The sequence below is a fragment of the Actinomyces johnsonii genome (assembly GCF_006546835.1).
Classification (GTDB): domain Bacteria; phylum Actinomycetota; class Actinomycetes; order Actinomycetales; family Actinomycetaceae; genus Actinomyces; species Actinomyces johnsonii.
The window spans coordinates 138,420-158,429 of record NZ_VICB01000013.1 but is presented as its reverse complement, the minus strand read 5'-3'; the positions used below and the strand labels follow the sequence as shown (position 1 = coordinate 158,429).

The following is a 20,010-nucleotide window of genomic DNA, read 5'->3' as shown; positions in this document are numbered from 1 at the left end:
AGCGGATGACGGGACTCGAACCCGCGACCCTCACCTTGGCAAGGTGATGCTCTACCAACTGAGCCACATCCGCGTCACACCCTTGTGGGGTGCGGGAAGAAAGTTAGCAGAGGTATCCCCCGGAGGCAAAACCATCCCGTCATCGGATCTCCATGAGGTGTCTCACGCCCAAGGAGACATCTGTGAGCGAAATAGGAAGGCCCCGAGGGGAGACGGGCGAGGAGGTGGAGGGACACGGGCGGGCTCATCGGCGCGCGGCACAGCGACGTGACATGTCTTTCTCCCACACGCCTGCCTTCACACCTCAGTCGTGGCAGGGTTGTCCCTATGACCACGCCGACGACACCGACGCCCCGGGCCACTCAGGAACCTCAGGATTCTCCGCAGCGCCAGATCTGGCCCGGCCATCCCTATCCGCTCGGGGCGACCTACGACGGCTCAGGAACCAACTTCGCCCTCTACTCCTCGGCGGCCAGCGGCGTTGAGCTATGTCTGTTCGACGCCGACGGGAACGAGGAACGAGTGGCCCTCGAGGAGGTCGACGGCGACGTCTGGCACGCTTACCTGCCCGGGATCTCGCCAGGGCAGAAGTACGGCTACCGGGTGGCGGGCCCCTACGACCCGGCCTCCGGGCACCGCTGCGACCCCTCCAAGCTGCTGCTGGACCCGTACGCCAAGGCAATCTTCGGTGAGGTGACCCCGTCCCAGACGCTGTACTCCTACTCCTTCGACAACCCGGAGGAGCGCAACGAGGAGGACTCGGCCGGTCACACCATGCGTTCGGTGGTCATCACCCCCTACTTCGACTGGGGCCACGACCGCCCACCGGGGCACGAGTACCACGAGACGATCATCTACGAGGCCCATGTCAAGGGCATGACCCAGCTGCACCCGCTAGTCCCCGAGAACCTGCGGGGCACCTATGCGGGCCTGGCCCAGCCCGCCGTCATCGAGCACCTCAAGACTCTGGGCGTCACTGCGATCGAGCTCATGCCGGTCCACCAGTTCGTCAACGACACCCACCTGCAGGAGAAGGGACTGTCGAACTACTGGGGCTACAACACGATCGGTTTCTTCGCCCCGCACAACACCTACGCCGCCTACGGCACCGAGGGGCAGCAGGTCCAGGAGTTCAAGTCCATGGTCAAGGCCTTCCACGAGGAGGGCATCGAAGTGATCCTGGACGTGGTCTACAACCACACGGCTGAGGGCAACCACCTGGGCCCCACCCTGTCCTTCCGGGGCATCGACAACAGCTCCTACTACCGGCTCGTCGATGGCTCTCCGGCCCACTACTTCGACACCACCGGCACCGGCAACTCGCTGCTCATGCGCTCACCGGCGGTTCTCCAGCTCATCATGGACTCGCTGCGGTATTGGGTCACCGAGATGCACGTGGACGGGTTCCGCTTCGACCTGGCCTCCACCCTGGCCCGGCAGTTCCACGAGGTCGACAAGCTCAGCGCCTTCTTCGACATCATCCACCAGGACCCCGTGCTCTCCCAGGTCAAGCTCATCGCCGAGCCCTGGGACGTGGGCGACGGCGGTTACAACGTGGGCGGTTTCCCGGCCCTGTGGAGCGAGTGGAACGGGAAGTACCGCGACACCGTGCGCGACTTCTGGCGCGGAGAGCCCTCCACGCTGGGCGAGTTCGCCTCCCGCATCACCGGATCCTCCGATCTCTATCAGCACGCAGGGCGCACCCCGGTGGCCAGCATCAACTTCGTTACCGCCCACGACGGCTTCACGATGCACGACCTGGTCTCCTACAACGAGAAGCACAACGAGGCCAACCTCGAGGGCAACGCCGACGGCAACAACAACAACCGCTCCTGGAACTGCGGCGCCGAAGGGCCCACCGAGGACCCGGCGATCACGGAGCTGCGTCATCGTCAGACCCGCAACTTCCTGGCCACCATCCTGTTCAGCCAGGGCGTCCCCATGATCTGTCACGGCGACGAGTTGGGGCGCACCCAGAGAGGCAACAACAACGCCTACTGCCAGGACAACGAGATCTCCTGGATCGACTGGGATCTCGATGAGCAGGACAACGACCTGCTGGAATTCACTCGCACGATCATGTGGCTGCGTCGGGACCATCCGGTGCTGCGGCGTCGGCGCTTCTTCACCGGCGATGCCGGGCGCGGAGGCGAAAGCGAGCTCGGCGAGATCGAATGGCTCACTCCTGCCGGGGAGTCAATGACAGACCAGGACTGGACCACCTGGTACGCCCGCGCCATGATGGTCTTCCTCAACGGCGAGGCGATCGCCGAACCCGATGAGCGCGGCCAGAGGATCGTGGACAACTCCTTCCTCGTCCTCATCAACGCCTCCGACGAGGACATCACCTTCACCCTCCCGGGCGAGGGCTACTCCCCCACCTGGAAGGTCGCTCTGGACACGGCTCCGGCAGTGGATGGGGACTCCGACCCGGTGCTGGCCGCGGACGACACAGTCACCGTTGAGGCCCGCTCGATGCTCTTCCTCATGGACGCTCCCGAGTCCGCCGCCACGACCGAGAGGCTCCAACGCTAGGGGTCGGCGCAAACCGATACGGCCGGACGACAACGCACCGCACGGGGTGCACCAGACGAACTCAGGAAGTCAGATGACCGACGCAGTGGACGCAGCAGTGGATTCAACGGATAGGGCCGCTTCGGCGGTTTCCGTGGACTCGGCGGAAACCCCCGCCTACGCCCCCTGGTCGGGGCACGTGCCGGCCCCTGAGCACCGTACCCCGGTGACCACCTATCGTCTCCAGCTGGGAGCGGATCTCACCTTCGCCGACGTCGAGGAATTGGTCCCTTACCTGTCCGACCTCGGGGTTACCGACCTCTACCTCTCCCCTGTCCTGGCGGCCGCACCGGGCTCCACCCACGGCTACGACGTCGTCGACCATCGCCGGATCAGCTCCGTCATGGGCGGACGCGCCCGACTGGAGTCCCTGGCCGCTGCGGCCGGTGCCCGCGGGATGGGCATCGTGGTAGACATCGTTCCCAACCACATGGCGGTGCCCACTCCCGGCTGGCACAACCTGCCCCTGTGGTCGGTGCTGCGCGAGGGTCCGGACTCCCCCTACGCAGCCTGGTTCGATCTCTCCCTGGATGAACCCATCCTCATGCCGATCCTGGGCAGGCGCATCGGCGCCGTCCTGGCCGACGAAGAGCTCACCCTGGAACAGGTGGTGGTGCCCGGCCAGGAGGAGCTGGGCGAGCAGTGGGTGCTGCGCTACTACGACCATGCCTTCCCAGTCGCCCAGGGCACCGAGGCCCTGCCGATGCACGTGCTCGTTGAGCGCCAGCACTACCGGCTGGCCTACTGGAAGGTCGGCGACGAGGAGATCAACTACCGACGTTTCTTCGACGTCGGCACGCTGGCCGCGATCCGGGTCGAGAACCCCGACGTCTTCGCAGGCAGCCATGGCCTCATCCTGGAACTCATGGAGGCAGGGGTCATCGGCGCCCTGCGAGTGGACCATCCCGATGGTCTGGCCGACCCCGGCGGCTACCTCGCCCAGCTGGCCGAGGCCACCGGGGGGTCGTGGATTGCGGCGGAGAAAATCCTCGCCCCCAGCGAGTCCCTGCCCACCTCCTGGCCGGTGGCCGGGACCACCGGTTACGACGCCGCCTGGAGGATCGACCAGCTTCAGGTGGATCCCGCCGGTGCCGCCCGGCTAGGTGCGCTCATGCAGGAGCTCACCGGCGATGCACCGGTGGACTACGACCGCATCGTCGAGGAGGCCAAGCGCGAGGTGATCGCCGGGTCGCTGGCCGCGGAGGTCGACCGTCTGGCCCGTATTCTGGACTCCCTGACGTCCCAGGACGTGCGTCTGCGCGACCACACGCTGCGCGATCTGAGGGCCTGTGTCGTCGAGCTGCTGGTGGCCGCCGACCAGTACCGGGTCTACGTCGTCCCGGGAACGCCGCCCGGCCCAGAGACCGCCGCCGTCCTGCACGCCGATGCCGAGCGCGCCCGTCAGCGCCTCGAGCCGGACCAGGGCGAGACCCTCGACCTGGTAGTCGCCATCCTCCTGGGCGAGCCAGTCGGGTCCGAGGGCCTGTCGGAGTCCCCGGAGCGCGCCGAAGCCGTCATCCGCTTCCAGCAGGTGTGCGGAGCCGTGACTGCCAAGGGCGTGGAGGACACGGCCTTCTACCGCTGGACCCATCTGACCAGCCTCACCGAGGTCGGGGGCAACCCGGCCGGCTTCGCGCTGAGTGCCGATGAGGCCCATGCCTGGGCCGACCGGGTCCAGAACATCTGGCCCGACACGATGGTCACCTCCACCACCCACGACACTAAGCGCGGCGAGGACGTGCGCGCACGCCTGGACGTGCTGGCCTCCTACGCCGATGAGTGGAGCGACCTCGTCCATCGCCTGCGCGCCATGACCGCCCAGGAACGTCCTCTGGACCTCGACGGACGCAGCGAGAACCTGCTGTGGCAGACGCTGTGGGGCACCTGGGCGCCCGAGAGCGCCGACCCCATGGACCCCGAGCGTCTGAGCGCCTACCTCATCAAGGCCTCCCGGGAACAGAAGATCTGGACCACCTGGACCGCCCCGGACCTGCCCCGTGAGCAGGCCCTGACCGACTACGCCACGCACCTGCTCACGAATGAGGAGGTCTCCCGCGAGCTCGAGGCCTTCGCGACTCTGACGGCCAAGGCCGTGCGCACCGCCATCCTGGCCAACAAGGCGCTCGCCCTGACCTGGATGGGGGTCAGCGACATCTACCAGGGCAGCGAGACCACCCGCACCTCTCTGGTGGACCCCGACAACCGTCGCACAGTCGACTACGCAGGACCCGGCGGCCTCGTCAGTCTCCTGGAGCGCCTCGACTCCGGTGCCACCCCCCGCAACCTCGACGAGGACAAGCTTCTCCTCACCTCCCGTCTGGCGCGCCTGCGCGCCTCGAGACCCGATACCTTCGTCGGGCCCCGGTCGGGCTACCGGGCGATCCCGGTCACCACATCCTTCGCCTTCGCCTACGCCCGCCTGCTCGACGAGGTCCCCGACGTCATCGTCGTCGTCAGGCGCCTGTCTAAGCGCCTCGAGCAGCTGGGCGGGTGGCGCGAGGAGAGCGTCGTCCTTCCGGAGGGGACCTGGGAGGATGTCCTGCACGGCGGGACCGTGGAGGGCGGCAACCAGCCCCTGGCCGACGTGGTCGCAGACGCACCGGTGGTCGTCCTGGCCAAGGTCGCCTCTCAGATCTCCCCGACCGAGTCCGCCCCGTTAGTCCAGCCCGCTGAGGAGGCCGCCCCATGAGCCCGACGCCCCGAACCTGGACCTCCCCCGCCCTTCCCGTGGGACCGCGGGTGCCCGTGTGGGCCCCCGCGGCGCAGACCGTCGAGCTGCACCTGCCGGGCCAGGACCGCCTGGTCGACATGATCCCCGCCCCGGGCGGCTGGTGGACCGCCCCCCTCGACCTGGAGCCGGGCACCGACTACGCCTTCCGCGTCGACGGCTCGCCGAATCGCCCCGACCCTCGCAGCGCTCTGCAGCCCGACGGAGTCCACGGCCCCTCGCGCACCGTGGACCCGGACGCCTGGCAGTGGACCGACCAGAGTTGGGCGGGCAAGGACCTGCGCGGCTCGGTCATCTACGAGCTTCACGTGGGCACCTTCACCCCCGAGGGCACCCTGGATGCCGCCATCACCCGTCTGGGCCACCTGGCCGATCTGGGTGTCGACATCGTCGAGCTCATGCCGCTGGCGGCCTTCCCGGGCAAGGCCGGCTGGGGGTACGACGGGGTGGGCCTGTGGGCCGTCCACGAGGCATACGGCGGCCCCGACGCCCTGGCCCGCTTCGTCGACGCCGCCCACAATGCCGGTATCGGCGTGTGCCTCGACGTCGTCTACAACCACCTGGGCCCGTCGGGCAACTATCTCGGCGTTTTCGGCCCCTACTTTACCCGCGCCCACCACACGCCCTGGGGCGAGGCCGTCAACTACGACCACGACGGCAGCAAACAGGTGCGGGCCTTCGTCATCGACTCGGCCCTGCGCTGGCTGCGGGACTTCCACATCGACGCCCTGAGGCTGGATGCCATCCACGAGATCAAGGACGACGCCGCAGCCGCCGACCCACCCCAGACGCACATCCTGGCCGAGCTCTCCGACGCCGTGGCCGCACTGTCCGCCGAGATCGGCCGCCCCCTGAGCCTGGTGGCGGAGGCCGACCTCAACGACGTCGGCGTCATCACCCCCACCGGTGAGCAACCCCCCGCCAAGATACCGAGCCTGGGCATGACCGCCCAATGGGCCGACGACGTTCACCACGCCCTACACGCCCGGCTCACCGGAGAGACCCAGGGCTACTACGGCGACTTCGCCGAGGCCGGGGCCTGGGCCAAGGCCTACGGACGGGCCTTCCTCCATAACGGCACCTGGTCCACCTTCCGGGAGAGGAACTGGGGGGCGCCCGTACCCAAGAACACCGACCCCCGCAAGTTCGTGGTCTTCGGCTCCGACCACGACCAGGTCGGCAACCGCGCCGTCGGGGATCGCCCCTCGACCAGCCTCAACGACGCCACCTTGGCGGCCACCGCCGCCCTGGTGCTCCTATCGCCCTATACGCCAATGCTCTTCATGGGCGAGGAGTGGGGAACGCGCACCCCCTTCCAGTTCTTCACCGACCACGAGGAGGAGGACCTGGCCCGAAGCGTCAGCGAGGGACGCGTCAGGGAGTTCGCCGGATTCGGCTGGGACGCCGACGAGATCCCGGATCCCCAGGAGCCCGGTACCGTCGAGGCCTCGCGCCTGCGCTGGGAGGAGCTGGACGAGGCCGAGCACGCCCGCATGCTGGCGTGGTACCAGGAGCTGATCGCCCTGCGCCGCAAGCTGGCCTGGTCTCAGCGCACTGCCTGGCCGCAGGTCGACGAGACCGACGACGTCCTCACCGTGACCTACGAGGACATCGTCGTGGCGACGAACCTCTCCGACCAGGATCGTCCCGCCCCTGCGGCGACGACGGTGCTCCTATCCTGGAACTCGGTCGACGCCGTCCCGCCGATCCTTTGTCCCGGACAAACACTCATCGCCCGGCGCTGACAAGCTCCAGCGGACGCTGCGGAGGACACGCCGCCCGCCGCCGTACCGAAACCCAACAGACGCACGTTCTTTCAGAAAGGCAGGTATCTCGTTGACACAATGCAACCCTCCCAGCGGCGTGGCTTCATCTGCCCAGCGCGGTAGCGCATTAGCGTATCAACCGTGACTGTCAATGGTAGGCCGCGCCAGAACGAGGCAGGTGCCATTCCCGAACGATTCGAGGAAGCGCTCCTGTCCCTTCGCGACGCGCCCCGCCCGCGCGGGCTCCTCATGGAGGAGGTTCCCGCGCCCAAGAAGCTCGCCCCCTACTCCGCCGCGCTGAGTGCCGAGACCGTGGAAACCGTGGGCGCCACCCCCATCGCCACCGGACGCTTCGTCGTTCTGTACGATCCCAACGGCCAAGACGCCTGGGACGGAGACTTCCGCATCGTGATCCAAGCACGCGCCCGCATCGACGACGAGGTCGGTATGGATCCCGTCTTCGAGTCCGCAGCCTGGAGCTGGCTCACCGACGGCCTTGAGGACTCCCGCGCCGGCTACCGGGCACTGGTGGGAACCGTCACCAGAGTCCTGTCGGAAACCTTCGGCGGCCTGACCCTCACAGACTCCTGCGCGCACGCCGAGATCCGGGCCTCCTGGTCTCCCACGACCGCACAGCTCGGCCCCCACCTGACCGCCTGGCACGAGCTCCTCCTGGTCGCCTCCGGCCATGAGCCGGCCGCCGTCCATCCCCTCACCCTCGCCGGAGTCGCCAGGTGACGACCCGCATAACCGGCGCCTCCCGCCCAGCTGGCTCCTCGGCCGTGCCCCGCCCATCTGCTTCCTCGGCCGTGCCCCGCCCAGCCGTACCCCCCGGGACGACGGATCATCCCATCGAACCCCACGCCATCGTCGACTACCCGCGTCCCAAGGACGGGCTGCCGGAGATCACCAACTCTCCCGAGGACCTGAGGAAAGTCGCCCATCGCCTTGCCGGCGGACAGGGCCCCGTAGCCGTCGACGCCGAACGGGCCTCGGGCTTCCGTTACGGACAGGATGCCTACCTCGTCCAGCTCCGGCGCGACGGCGCCGGAACCTTCCTCATCGACCCGGTCACCTGCGGCCCGCTGACCGAGCTGGCCGCCGCTCTCGACGGCCCCGAGTGGATCCTCCACGCCGCCGATCAGGACATCCCCTGCCTGGCGGCCCTCGGTCTGACAGCGGTCTCCCTGTTCGATACCGAGCTGGCTGCCCGCCTCCTGGGGCGCCAGCACGTCGGCCTCGGCGCCGTGATCGAGGAGACCCTGGGGCTACGTCTGGCCAAGGACCATGCGGCAGCCGACTGGTCCACCCGGCCTCTGCCCGCCTCCTGGCTCATCTATGCGGCTCTCGACGTCGAGCTGCTCATCGATCTCAAACGCGCCCTGGCCGCCGAGCTCGAGGCGGCCGGGAAGGATCAGTGGGCCGCGCAGGAGTTCGAGTACGTGCGAACCAGGCCGGCCAAGCCCGCCAAACTAGACCCGTGGCGCAAGACTCCGCGAGCCGGAAGCGCCGTGCGCTCCCCCCGCTCACTCGCCGTCCTGCGCGAGCTGTGGACATCACGGGAGGAGCTGGCCGCCGAGCTCGACCGGACGCCCTCCAAGGTTCTGTCCCACCAGGCCCTTATCGCCGCCGCCGTCGCCCGCCCCCGGTCACGGCGTAAGATGACAGCCCTCAAGGAGTTCTCCTCCCGCCAGGCGCGCCAGAACCAAGAGCGCTGGTGGCGAGCCATCGAACGCGCCCTGGAGCTGCCCGACGACGAGCTTCCCCCCACTCGGGCCCCCATGGGTCCCGACGAGCTCCCCCACCCGCGCACCTGGCAGCGCCACCACGCAGAAGCAGCCGATCGGCTCATCCGAGTACGCAGCGCCGTCAGGCTCCGTTCCGAGGACATCCGCGTCCCCCAGGAGCTTCTCCTGGCGCCCTGCAGCCAGCGCCGCCTGGCCTGGGACCTCGGTGAGGAGATCGAGGCCGGGCGCACCAGCAGCGTCAGCACTCAGGAGATCGGCGATCGCCTGACTGCCATGGGCGCCAGGCCATGGCAGGTCGAGCAGGCCGCTCCCAGCATCGCAGCTGCACTGGTGGACTAAACCAGCGGGGCTCCAAAGAGCCTCAGTGAACCTCGAAACCGTAGGAACGGAAAATCGCGCGCGTGGACTCCACGAGTTCGGGCTCCGGAGGTCTGGTGTCACGCAGTTGGTACGTCAATCCCAGGGCGTCCCACTTGTCGGTGCCCATCTGGTGGAAGGGCAGCACCTCAACACGGCTGACCGAGCCCCAGCGCTCGATAATGCGGGCCACGTTGTGGACGTTCTCGGGGTCATCCGTAAGGTCCGGAACCAGGACGAACCGGGCCCAGATCTCGATCCCTTTGGCCGCCAGGCGGCCGCCGAAAGTGATCGTCGGCGCCAAGGAGCGTCCCGTCACCTTCTTATAGGTCTCCTCATCGCCGCTCTTGACGTCGAGCAGAACGAGGTCGATGTTGTCGAGCATCTCATCGCTGGCATTGGCCCCCAGGAACCCGGAGGTGTCGATGCAGGTATGGATGCCCATCTTCTTGGCGCCGGCCAGAAGCCTGCCCGCGAAGGCGGGTTGCATGAGCACCTCGCCCCCCGACAGCGTGATTCCGCCCTTGGACGCGCGGAATACTCCCCGATAACGGCGCATGCGTCGGAGAAGCTCCGTGGCCTCGACCGGCTCTCCGTCCTTCATGAGGAAGGTGTCGGGGTTGTGGCAGTACAGGCACCGCAGGGGGCATCCGTTGAGGAAGATCGTCATCCGGGTGCCGGGACCATCCACTGCGGTGACGAGCTCCCAGGAGTGGATCGAGCCCAGTTCGCCGGCTCGCATCCGGGCCAGCCGCTCCGAGCGCTGAAGATCTGTCAGCTCTTCGAGCCCGCCGATACCCGCCCCGCGCAAACGGGCGGCCGGAGCCAGGAAGTCCTGGTCCCGACCGCCGTCGCGCACGGTCGTCGTGGTCTGCGTCATGACCGCTCGCCGTGCTCCAGGGCTCAGGCCTGGGCGTGGAAGGTGCGGTGGAGCACGTCGAGCTGCTGCTCGCGCGTCAGCTTGACGAAGTTGACGGCGTAGCCGGAGACGCGGACCGTGAGGTTCGGGTAGTTCTCCGGGTGCTCCATCGCGTCCTCGAGGGTGTTGCGGTCCAGGACATTGATGTTGGCGTGGTACAGGCCCTTGACGCCGCCGTTGTCCTGACGCTGCGCCTTCATGGAGGCGAGGCGCTCTTCGTATGTGGCCATGGTGGCCCCTTTCTAAGTGGTGTTGCGGATGAGTGAAGAAAAATTGCCGCGGAGATCAGCCGTGGAGACGACTGGTTCAGATCTCGGCGCAGTCGTCGGGGACGAAACCGGCATCGAGAATGCCCACGAGGTTGGCGACGCGCTCATCGAGCGTGCGGCCCAGCCCCTGCGGGGTGATCGTGTTGGTCAGTGAGATCCCGTCGAGGGCGTCGTTGTAGTCGAGCTTGCCGACACTGAGCATCGAGGCGACCATGCCGTGGGTGTCCATCCCGTTCTCCGGGTTGGCGCCGGGCGAGAAGGGGGTGCCCTTCTGATGGCCCGAGGGGAAGGAGCCGGTGGCCTTGCCGTAGACGACGTTGGAGGTGATGGTCAGCACCGACTGGGTCGGGATGGCGTCGCGGTAGAAGGGCTGGGCCTTGATCTTCGACATGATCGTGTGGACCACTGTGGCGGCGATGTCGTCGGCGCGGTCGTCGTCGTTGCCGTAGATCGGGAAGTCGCCCTCGGTGACGTAGTCGATCACCAGGCCGGTTTCGTCGCGCACCGGGGTGACCTTGGCGTACTTGATGGCGGCCAGGGAGTCGGCCACGATCGACAGGCCGGCGATGCCGCAGCCCATGGTGCGCACGATCTCGGAGTCGTGCAGCGCCATCTCGATGGACTCGTAGGCGTAGCGGTCATGGCAGTAGTGGATGATGTTGAGGGCCTCGACGTAGGTCGCCACCACCCAGTCCAGCATCTTCTCGTACTTGTCCCACACCTCGTCGAAGTCGAGGGGCCCATCGCCCTCGATACCGGGCAGGCCGGTGACGACCTGTTTACCGGTCATCTCATCGCGACCGCCGTTGATGGCGTAGAGCAGGGCCTTGGCGGAGTTGACACGGGCGCCGAAGAACTGCATCTGCTTGCCCACCCGCATCGGGGACACGCAGCAGGCGATCGCGGCGTCGTCGCCCCAGTGGTCACGGATCTGCTCATCGGCCTCGTACTGGATGGACGAGGTCGTGATCGAGATCAGGGCGCAGAAGTCCTTGTAGCCCTGCGGCAGGTTCTCGTCCCAGAAGATCGTGATGTTGGGCTCCGGGGCGGGGCCGAGGTTGCGCAGGGTCTGCAGCAGGCGGAAGGAGGTCTTGGTGACCAGGGCTCGACCGTCCTCACCGAAGCCGGCGTCGGACCAGGTGGCCCAGTAGGGGTCGCCGGAGAAGATCTGGTCGTAGTCGATGGTGCGCAGGAAGCGCGTGATGCGCAGCTTCATGACGATGTTGTCGATGAGCTCCTGGGCGCGGGACTCGTCGATGACGCCATTGCGCAGGTCCCGCTCGAAGTAGATGTCCAGGAAGCCCGAGAGACGGCCGATGCTCATGGCGGCGCCGTCCTGGGACTTCACGGAGGCCAGGTAGGCGAAGTAGGTCCACTGGACGGCCTCATGGGCGTTCTTGGCCGGGCCGGAGATGTCGTAGCCGTAGGAGGCGGCCATGATCTTGAGCTTCTTGAGCGCCTTGATCTGCTCGGAGTGCTCCTCGCGGTAGCGGGCCCAGTGCTCGGAGAAGGGCTTGTCGGCCACGGAGTCCTTGGCCTTCTGCTTCTCCTCGATGAGGAAGTCGACGCCGTAGAGTGCCACACGGCGATAGTCGCCGATGATGCGGCCGCGGCCGTAGGCGTCGGGCAGGCCGGTGATGATGTGGCTCGAGCGCGCCGCACGGATGCGCGGGGTGTAGATGTCGAAGACCGCGTCGTTATGGGTCTTGCGGTAGCGGGTGAAGATCTTCTTGACCTCGGGGTCGACCTCCTTGCCCGCCTCCTTGATGGCGGTCTCCACCATGCGCCAGCCGCCGTTAGGCATCATGGCGCGACGCAGCGGGGAATCCGTCTGCAGGCCAACGATGACGTCGTCGTCCTCGCTGATGTAGCCGGCGGGGAATGCGTCGATGTCGGCAGGAGTGTGGGTGTCGACGTCGAGGATACGGACCTTGCGCTCCTCGGAGAGGTAGTCCTTCTCCAGGGTGTCCCACAGGCGCAGGGTCTTGTCCGTGGCGCCGGCGAGGAACGAGGCGTCACCGTCGTAGGGGGTGTAGTTGCGCTGGATGAAGTCGCGGACGTCAATGTCCTCGGTCCACGGTCCGGTAACGAAGCCCTCCCAGGCGTCATTGCCGCTCACCGTGGTGGCAGATGTTGTGACCTCAGTGGTCATCCGTGCCCTCCTCGTGTGGGTGACCGGAGGGCCACCCGGTTGCGATCGCCCTTGTGAGGCGAGGCGGCACATCGGCGCGCCGTCGGTATCAGACTAGAACCCTGAAAGGGTCTTGTGGGCCACTAGTCCCAAGAAGCACCGGTGTGATGACTCACAGGCCAATCGGCGTCGATTCGATCCGGGACATAAGTCCCTAAATTTGCCGTTCAGAAAGACGTTCGTCACCTGACGACAATGCCGCTCTTCCTCCGACGATGTCCAGCGATTCCGGGCGCGCCTCCAGATTCCGGGACTGCCGAGTCAATTAGGACGGGCGTCCCAATCTTCATCGATGGCGCCACCACGGATGGGCGTTCCGGGAGGTGCCGAACACCACCTCGGAGTCCTCATTCGGCCCCAAGGTCCCGACCGCCGGGGGCACCTGCGACGCCGTCGGCCGCGGTGCCGGCAGCACTGGCGACATCAGCGGCCCGCATACCGAACTCCTCCAGCAGCTGCGCCCGGGTGGCGGTGTCGATGAAACGGCGCGGAATCCCGATGCGGCGGAAGACCGGCGATCCCGTCGAACCGATCTTGGTGGACTGGCAGGCCCGGTACTCCTCGACGGCGTCGCGCAACTGGGATCCGATACCTCCGTCGACCAGTCCGTCCTCGACCACCACGACAACGTCGGCCTCGGCGGCGGCCCGCACGAGGGGACGCGGGGCCGGAATGACCCAGTGCGGGTGTACGGCGGTGACGCTCCGGCCCTCCTGCTGGAGGATACGAGCGGCCCGGCAGGCCTCGGCGGCCATGACGCCCACGCCCACCAGCAGGATCCGGGGGGCTTCGGAGGGGCCCAGGTTCTCCAGCAGCACGTCGACGACGTCGAAGGCGGAGACCTCTCCCACCGACTCCCCCGCCGGGGCATCCACCTCGGCGCCTGCGTGATACGGGCTCTTCTCAACATGCTCCAGCCCGAGACGGCGTAGGATCGGCAGGGGCTCGGGCAGGGCGCCCTTGGGGTAGCGCACGACGGTGGGGGCGTCGTTGACGCTCACGGCCAGGCGCAGCCCCTCGCGCAGCGTCGCCTCGTCTCGGGGAGCCGCCAGGTGGAGGCCCGGTACGTGAGCCAGCAGCGCCATGTCCCACATACCGTTATGACTGGCTCCGTCCGTGCCGGTGATACCGGCTCGGTCCAGCACAATCGTCACGCCCGCGCGGTGCAGGGCGACGTCCATGAGGACCTGGTCGAAGGCCCGGTTGAGGAAGGTGGCGTAGAGGGCCACCACCGGGTGCATCCCGGCGAAGGCGAGCCCGGCGGAGAAGGTGAGCGCGTGCTGCTCGGCGATGCCGACGTCGATGACACGCTCAGGCATGGCGTCGGCCAGGGGCTGGAGGCCCACCGGGGCCTGCATCGCCGCGGTGACCCCGACGATCCGCTCGTCGCCGCGCGCCAGGGAGACGATCTCCTCGGCGAAGACGGAGGTCCACCCGAAGCGTTCGGCCACGACCGGCAGCCCGGTCTCGGGGTGGATTCGGCCCACGGCGTGGAAGCGGTCGGGAACGTGCTCCTCGGCCGGGGTGTATCCGCGCCCCTTCTCGGTGATGACGTGGACGATGACCGGCTCGGCGTACTGGCGGGCCCGGGTCAGGGCGAACTCGATGGCGGTGATGTCATGACCGTCGACCGGTCCGGTGTACTTGATGCCCAAGTCCTCGAAGAAGGCCGAGGGGACCAGGACGTCCTTGAGCCCCCGCTTGAGGCCGTGCAGGGCGTCGAAGGCAGCTCGACCAGGCGCCCCCTGGGACAGGAGTGTGCGCTTGACTCCGGACAGGACGCGCTCGTAGCCGGGATTGGTGCGCAGCGCGTCGAGGTGGTGAGCCAGTCCCCCGATGGTGGGGGCGTAGGAGCGGCCGTTGTCGTTGACGACGATGACCAGGTGCCGGTCGGAGGAGTCGGCGATGTTGTCCAGAGCTTCCCAGGCCATTCCCCCGGTCATGGCGCCGTCACCGATGACGGCCACCACATGGCGATCCTGGAGCCCCTGGAGGTGGTTGGCGCGGGCGATGCCGTCGGCCCAGGACAGCGAGGTGGAGGCGTGAGAGTTCTCCACGACGTCGTGGACGGACTCGGCCCGTGAAGGGTAGCCGGACAGCCCGCCGCGTTCACGCAGGTGGGAGAAGTCCTGCCGACCGGTGAGCAGCTTGTGGACATAGGCCTGGTGACCGGTGTCGAAGACGATGGTGTCCCGTGGCGAGCGGAAGGTCCGATGCAGGGCGATCGTCAGCTCGACGACGCCGAGGTTGGGACCCAGATGACCGCCGGTGCGGGCGACGGAGGCGACGAGGTGGCGGCGGATCTCCGCGGCGAGCGCCACCAGCTCGTCGCTAGTGAACCGATTGAGGTCAGCGGGCTTTCGCACAGAGGGCAGGAGCGCTCCGCCGGCCTGTTCGGCGGGCCGACCAGTATGCTCAGCTGCTGGCACGGTGCGCCTCCTTGTCGAAGGTGAAGGTGATGATGGCGGGTCGTCCGTGCGGCGCTGGCGCTGCGTCGTTGACGACCAGGTTGGCGAGGGCGCCGGCGCGGCACCTGGGAAAGAGTAGCCGTTGTACCGGCGGAGATGCCTCCCCGAGATCGCCGCCTTACGGCGGTCTCGGGCAGTCCAGGGCGCCCCGGAAGCGATCCTCAGCATAGGGCCGCCCCGGCCCGCTCACGGTCACGTGTCACGCTGGTCACGGATAAGCACGTACTGTATCCCCTGACCGTCGGAACCGTTCGCGCCCGCCGGTCCACGGCGTCGCTCCCGAACGCCCGAACGCCCTCAGGACAGCCCTCCAGGAGGAACCATGAGCACCACAGCCCCTTTCGGCACCTGGCCCTCGCCCATCACTCCAGGCACGATCACGACCCGTACGGTCCTGCTCTCGCAGGTCCGCGTCGATGGCGGCGACACCTACTGGGTGGAGCAGCGCGCCTCGCAGGCCGGGCGCAATGTCCTGCTGCGCCGTGATGGCGACGGGCAGACCGGTGAGGTGCTTCCACTGACACCAGCCGACGAGCTGGTCGACGTGCGCACCCGGGTGCACGAGTACGGCGGGAAGGCCTATGCGGTCGACGGGGGGATCATCGTGGTCTCCCACGCCGGGGACGGGCGCCTGTACCGGTATGACGTGGCCCATCGCCTGCGCGGTCTGGTCCCGCTGACGATCTACGGGGACGTGCGTCACGGCGACCTGGAGATCGACACGGGCAGGGGCCTGGTCTACGCCGTCCGCGAGGACCACCGTGGCGAGGGCGAGGCCGTCAACACCCTGGTGGCGATTCCTCTGGACGGTTCGGCGGCCCGCGACGACTCGCGCGTGCGCACGCTGGTGTCGGGGACGGACTTCGTCGTCGCCCCAACGCTGTCCCCCGACGGCGAGCACCTGGCCTGGATCACCTGGGACCACCCGGGGATGCCGTGGGACAACGCCTCCCTGCACGTGGGTGACCTGGGCCCGGACGGGTCGATCGGGGAGCGAGCTCTGGTGGACGGCGGGGACGGGCACTCGGTTTCCGAGCCGCGCTGGACCGAGGAGTGCGAGCTGGTTCACGGGTCGAACGCCTCGGGCTTCTGGAACCTCTACCGCACCGAAGGCTTCCCGGTGCGGGGCACCAACCGCCCGGGCTGGCCGGAGAACCTGCGAACCCGACCGCTGCACCCAGCCGAGGCCACCTTCACCAACCCCGCCTGGCAGCTGGGTCCGCATTCCTTCGACGTGCTCGACGCCGAGCACATCATCACTTCCTGGGCCCGGGACGCGGTGTCGCACCTGGGGACCATCAGGCTCGCCAACGGCGAGCTCGAGGAGTGGAATGTGGGCTGGCAGCCGATCGGCAACGTGGCCTCCAGCGCCGGTCGCGTCGTCATGCTGGCCTCCAACGAGATGGCGATGCCGAGCATCGTGGAGGTCAAGAACGGCACGGTGCAAGTGTTGCGCGGCTCGGGCGAGTTCGAGCCCGAGGACATCGGAGTCTCCTTCCCCGACCCGGTCTCCTGGCCCACGAGCGACGGCGCGAGCGCTCACGGCTTCTACTACCCGCCGACGTCGGCCTCCCATGTGGGAAGCGAGGGCGAGCTGCCACCCCTCATCGTCAATGTCCACGGCGGCCCGACGGCGACGGCCGTGCCCGGCTACGACCTGCGCATCCAATACTGGACCAGTCGGGGCTTCGCCTACCTCGACGTCAACTACCGCGGCTCCATGGGCTACGGCACCGGCTACCGCAAAGCCCTGGAGGGCAAGTGGGGCATCTACGACGTCGACGACTGCGTCAGCGGCGCCCAGCACCTGGTGGACGCCGGGCTCGTGGATCCGCGCCGCATCGCGATCCGCGGTGGGTCGGCCGGGGGCTTCACGGTACTGTCGGCCATCACCCGCTCCTCGGTGTTCACGGCGGCCAGTTCCTGCTTCGGGGTGACCGACCTCAAGAGGCTGGTGCGCACGACCCACAAGTTCGAGTCGCACTACATCGGCCAGCTCATGGGGACCCAGGACATCAACGATCCGGTCCTGGACGAGCGCAGCCCCATCAACCACATCGAGGACATCGGCGTCCCGCTGCTGCTCATCCAGGGCTCGGAGGACCCGATCGTCCCGGCAGAGCAGGCCACCGCGATGTACGAGGCCCTCAAGGCGGCAGGAGCTCCGGTGGCCCTGGAGGTCTTCCAGGGCGAGGGCCATGGCTTCCGCCTGGCCGCGAACATCCGGCGCCGTTATGAGGCCGAGCTGAGCTTCTACCGCCAGGTGTGGAACATCGGTGGTTCCTGCCCCGAGGCCGAGCGGCGCGGCGAGGAGGACACCTTCATGGTCAAAGTGGAGAACCTGCGCTGATGGATCATGCCTGGAAGAGGCTGTCCCAGCCCCTGTCAAGGCGCGCGGGCAGCCTCTTCCGTCATCATCGCCTCGGGCTCTACACCCTGGCGGTGCTGGTGGGGCTGGCCTCGGGTCTGGGGGCGGTCCTGTTCCGGCTAGGGATCGATGCCTGGTCCCGGCTGCTGAGCGGGGCCGACGACTACACCGTATCGATGGGACCCTCGGTCGGATCGCTGGCGGCGCTCGGCACCTGGTTCGTCCTAGTGGCACCCGTGCTCTCGGGGATCATCGTCGGTCCGCTCATGTCGCGGCTGGGCCGCACCCCCACCGGTCATGGGGTGGCCGGGGTCATCTGGTCAACGCGCCACGGGGACGGCACGATGGCGCCGCTCGCGGCCCTGGCGATGACGACGTCGTCGGCTCTGACGATCGGCGGAGGAGGCTCTGTGGGACCGGAGGGGCCGATCGCGGAGCTGGGCGCGTCCACGGCGAACATCATCGGACGGGGGCTGCACCTGCCGAAGCTCCCGGTGCGCTACCTGGCGGCCGCCGGCACCGCCGCCGGGATCGCCGCGGCTTTCAATGCCCCGCTGGCGGGCGCCTTCTTCGCCCTGGAGGTGGTCCTCATGGGCTTCAGCGCCGACGCCTTCATCGTCATCGTCCTGTCCTGCGTGGCCTCGACAGTCCTGTCGCACCATCTTCTGGGAACGACTCTGTCACTGTCCCTGCCCTACCTGGACCTGTCCGGGGACGCCCAGCTGGGGTGGGTCGCCCTCCTGGGAGTGGCGGGCGGAGGCGCCGGCATCGGTTTCATGCGCCTACGCTTCATCGTGCTCGATGCCCTGACCCGCGCCTGGCAACGACTGGGAATCCCGATCTGGGCGCGCCCCGGTATCGGCGGCCTGGCCGTCGGCGCCGTCCTGCTGATCCTGCCCGAGATGTACGGGGAGTCCTCAGCGACGCTCAACCGGGCGCTGGCAGGCCGCTACGCCCTGTCCCTGCTACTGGTGCTGTGCGTGGGCAAGATGCTGGCGACCTCGTTGACGCTGGGGATGGGATTCGTCGGCGGAGTGTTCGCCCCGTCCCTGTTCATCGGCGGAACGCTCGGTGCGGCCTTCGGCACCCTGGTGGCGCCCAGCTACGCCCCGGCGGCAGGGGTCTTCGGGGTGCTCGGAATGGGCGCGGTTTTCGCCGGCGCGGCTCGCGCCCCGATGACGGCGGTGCTGCTCATCATCGAGATGACCGGCCAGCACGCGCTGCTGCTGCCTCTCATGCTGACCACAGTGCTGGCCACCTTCACCAGCCGCTTCCTGTCGCGCGGCACATTGTTCACCGAAGAGCTGCGCCGTCGCGGTGAGGACGTCGAGGATCCGATGACTACCACTCTTCTGGGGCGCACCCACGCCTCGAAGCTCATGGTGGAACCGCCTGCCGTAGTGGAGGACACGATGACGGTGCGTGAGGCCGCCGCTCTCATGAGCCGGCACAGCGCCTCGGTCCTACCCGTGATCAGGACGACAACCGGGGAGGCCTTGGAGCTGCTCGGATGCGTGACAGCCGCGCAACTGGCCGGAGCGCTCCTGAACGGCAAGCCCGACGGGGCCGACCAGGCCGACCAGGCCGACGACGACTCCCGACCCGTACCGACGGTGGCGGACCTGCCCCTGATCCCCGACCGACTGAATCGCGAGGCGGAGGCCACCGATGTGCTCGAGGCCCTGACCCGAACCGATCTGGAGGGGCTGCCTGTGGTGAGCAACCGGGCGTCGGACTCTAGCGGCGAGCAGCTGGTGGGTTGGGTATGCCAGCGGATCGTCGTCGAGCGGATCTACGAGGTCCAGGCCCGGGCTCGCGCCGCAGCGGCGACGTACACCTCATTGGGCTCGCGTCTGCAGGACAGGTGGCGTTCCCGCCCCGTCCCCCGGCGCAGGATCAGCAGAATCAGCCGGATCAGCTCGCGCAGCTCACGCCGCTCCAGGCGCCGGTGACGCACACCCGCCCTCAACCGAGGCGCCGGATGCCTCGTCGGTTCACTGCTTCCCGCCGGGCGGGACGGTCCCGTTCGCGGGCGTTTGCGGGGATGCTGCCTCACTGGTCCGGGAGCTCTTGAGAGCGCGGCTCTCCTGGACTGCTCGGGCCTTCTCGGTGAAACTCTCGGTGAGGGTGTCGGACAGCTCTGTGATGCGTTCGGCGTTGGCCACGATGCGCCGAGGATCGGACATCCACATCCATGCGGCGGCCACGACCGGCAGGATCGCCGGGAGGTACCACCTGGAGCCACCCCAGTGCGCCCACACCGACGCGCTAAGGTCCGCAGTCGTCGAAGGGGCCTCGGTCATGGTCAGGACACCGATGAGCACCGCCATCGTGGCCAGCGCTCCCAAGCACATCCAGCCGATGTTGCGCATCCGTCGCCCATTGTGGGCCACGCACACGGCCAGGAGGATGTACAACCCACCTCCCAGCAGATTGAAAGCCCACACAGCCGGCGCCTCGGTGGGATTCCGCACCAGCGAGATCATGGAGGGAATGAGGACTATCGCACCGAAGACGGCGAAGACGCCGACCAGGATGCGCCCCCATCCGTAGGCGGGGCGGCGGGTGTCCTGAACCGGGCGTACCGATGAGCGCTCGTCCATGAGGAACGACCTTTCCACG

General features: G+C 68.0%; 12 protein-coding genes and 1 tRNA gene. 7 read left to right on the top strand and 6 right to left on the bottom strand.

What is annotated here, in order from left to right; all coding sequences use genetic code 11:
* A tRNA-Gly gene (locus tag FK256_RS08950) sits at positions 1-73 on the bottom strand.
* A 254-nt stretch (positions 74-327) separates the two neighbouring features.
* Here FK256_RS08950 and glgX point away from each other — a divergent pair.
* From glgX to FK256_RS08925, 5 genes are all read left to right on the top strand, one after another.
* The gene (glgX, locus tag FK256_RS08945) at positions 328-2,535 is read left to right on the top strand and encodes a glycogen debranching protein GlgX (protein ID WP_141424516.1); all 2,208 of its coding nucleotides are present in this window, start codon (positions 328-330) and stop codon (positions 2,533-2,535) included.
* A 73-nt stretch (positions 2,536-2,608) separates the two neighbouring features.
* Positions 2,609-5,263, top strand: a complete 2,655-nt coding sequence (gene treY / locus FK256_RS08940; protein ID WP_141424515.1) for a malto-oligosyltrehalose synthase — start codon at positions 2,609-2,611, stop codon at positions 5,261-5,263.
* The gene (treZ, locus tag FK256_RS08935; protein ID WP_141424514.1) at positions 5,260-7,047 is read left to right on the top strand and encodes a malto-oligosyltrehalose trehalohydrolase; all 1,788 of its coding nucleotides are present in this window, start codon (positions 5,260-5,262) and stop codon (positions 7,045-7,047) included. The genes treY and treZ overlap by 4 nt, the downstream gene beginning before the upstream one ends.
* Before the next feature lie 162 nt (positions 7,048-7,209).
* Complete coding sequence (locus FK256_RS08930) at positions 7,210-7,806, top strand: DUF3000 domain-containing protein (RefSeq protein WP_009233076.1); 597 nt, start codon at positions 7,210-7,212, stop codon at positions 7,804-7,806.
* Between the two features lie 71 nt (positions 7,807-7,877).
* The gene (locus FK256_RS08925; protein ID WP_211343561.1) at positions 7,878-9,155 is read left to right on the top strand and encodes an HRDC domain-containing protein; all 1,278 of its coding nucleotides are present in this window, start codon (positions 7,878-7,880) and stop codon (positions 9,153-9,155) included.
* 22 nt (positions 9,156-9,177) lie between these two features.
* On the opposite strand, the gene pflA is transcribed toward FK256_RS08925, so the two are convergent.
* From pflA to dxs, 4 genes are all read right to left on the bottom strand, one after another.
* Positions 9,178-10,053, bottom strand: a complete 876-nt coding sequence (gene pflA / locus FK256_RS08920; RefSeq protein WP_141424513.1) for a pyruvate formate-lyase-activating protein — start codon at positions 10,051-10,053, stop codon at positions 9,178-9,180.
* Between the two features lie 23 nt (positions 10,054-10,076).
* Positions 10,077-10,322 (bottom strand): autonomous glycyl radical cofactor GrcA2, encoded by a 246-nt coding sequence (grcA2, locus tag FK256_RS08915; protein ID WP_003785767.1) that lies wholly within the window; start codon positions 10,320-10,322, stop codon positions 10,077-10,079.
* A 76-nt stretch (positions 10,323-10,398) separates the two neighbouring features.
* Positions 10,399-12,513, bottom strand: coding sequence for a formate C-acetyltransferase (gene pflB / locus FK256_RS08910; protein ID WP_141424512.1), 2,115 nt, complete (start codon positions 12,511-12,513; stop codon positions 10,399-10,401).
* A gap of 386 nt (positions 12,514-12,899) precedes the next feature.
* Entirely contained in the window at positions 12,900-14,981 is a 2,082-nt protein-coding gene (dxs, locus tag FK256_RS08905; protein ID WP_141424511.1) for a 1-deoxy-D-xylulose-5-phosphate synthase, read from the bottom strand.
* Positions 14,982-15,342: 361 nt separating this feature from the next.
* Here dxs and FK256_RS08900 point away from each other — a divergent pair, with 361 nt between their 5' ends.
* A complete protein-coding gene (locus FK256_RS08900; protein ID WP_141424510.1) occupies positions 15,343-17,370 on the top strand; it encodes an alpha/beta hydrolase family protein in 2,028 nt (675 codons plus the stop codon).
* Positions 17,370-19,340 (top strand): chloride channel protein, encoded by a 1,971-nt coding sequence (locus tag FK256_RS08895; protein ID WP_141424509.1) that lies wholly within the window; start codon positions 17,370-17,372, stop codon positions 19,338-19,340. Before FK256_RS08900 ends, FK256_RS08895 begins: the two co-directional genes overlap by 1 nt.
* 42 nt (positions 19,341-19,382) lie before the next feature.
* Here FK256_RS08895 and FK256_RS08890 read toward each other — a convergent pair whose 3' ends face one another.
* Entirely contained in the window at positions 19,383-19,991 is a 609-nt protein-coding gene (locus tag FK256_RS08890) for a hypothetical protein (RefSeq protein ID WP_141424508.1), read from the bottom strand.
* Positions 19,992-20,010: the final 19 nt, after the last annotated feature.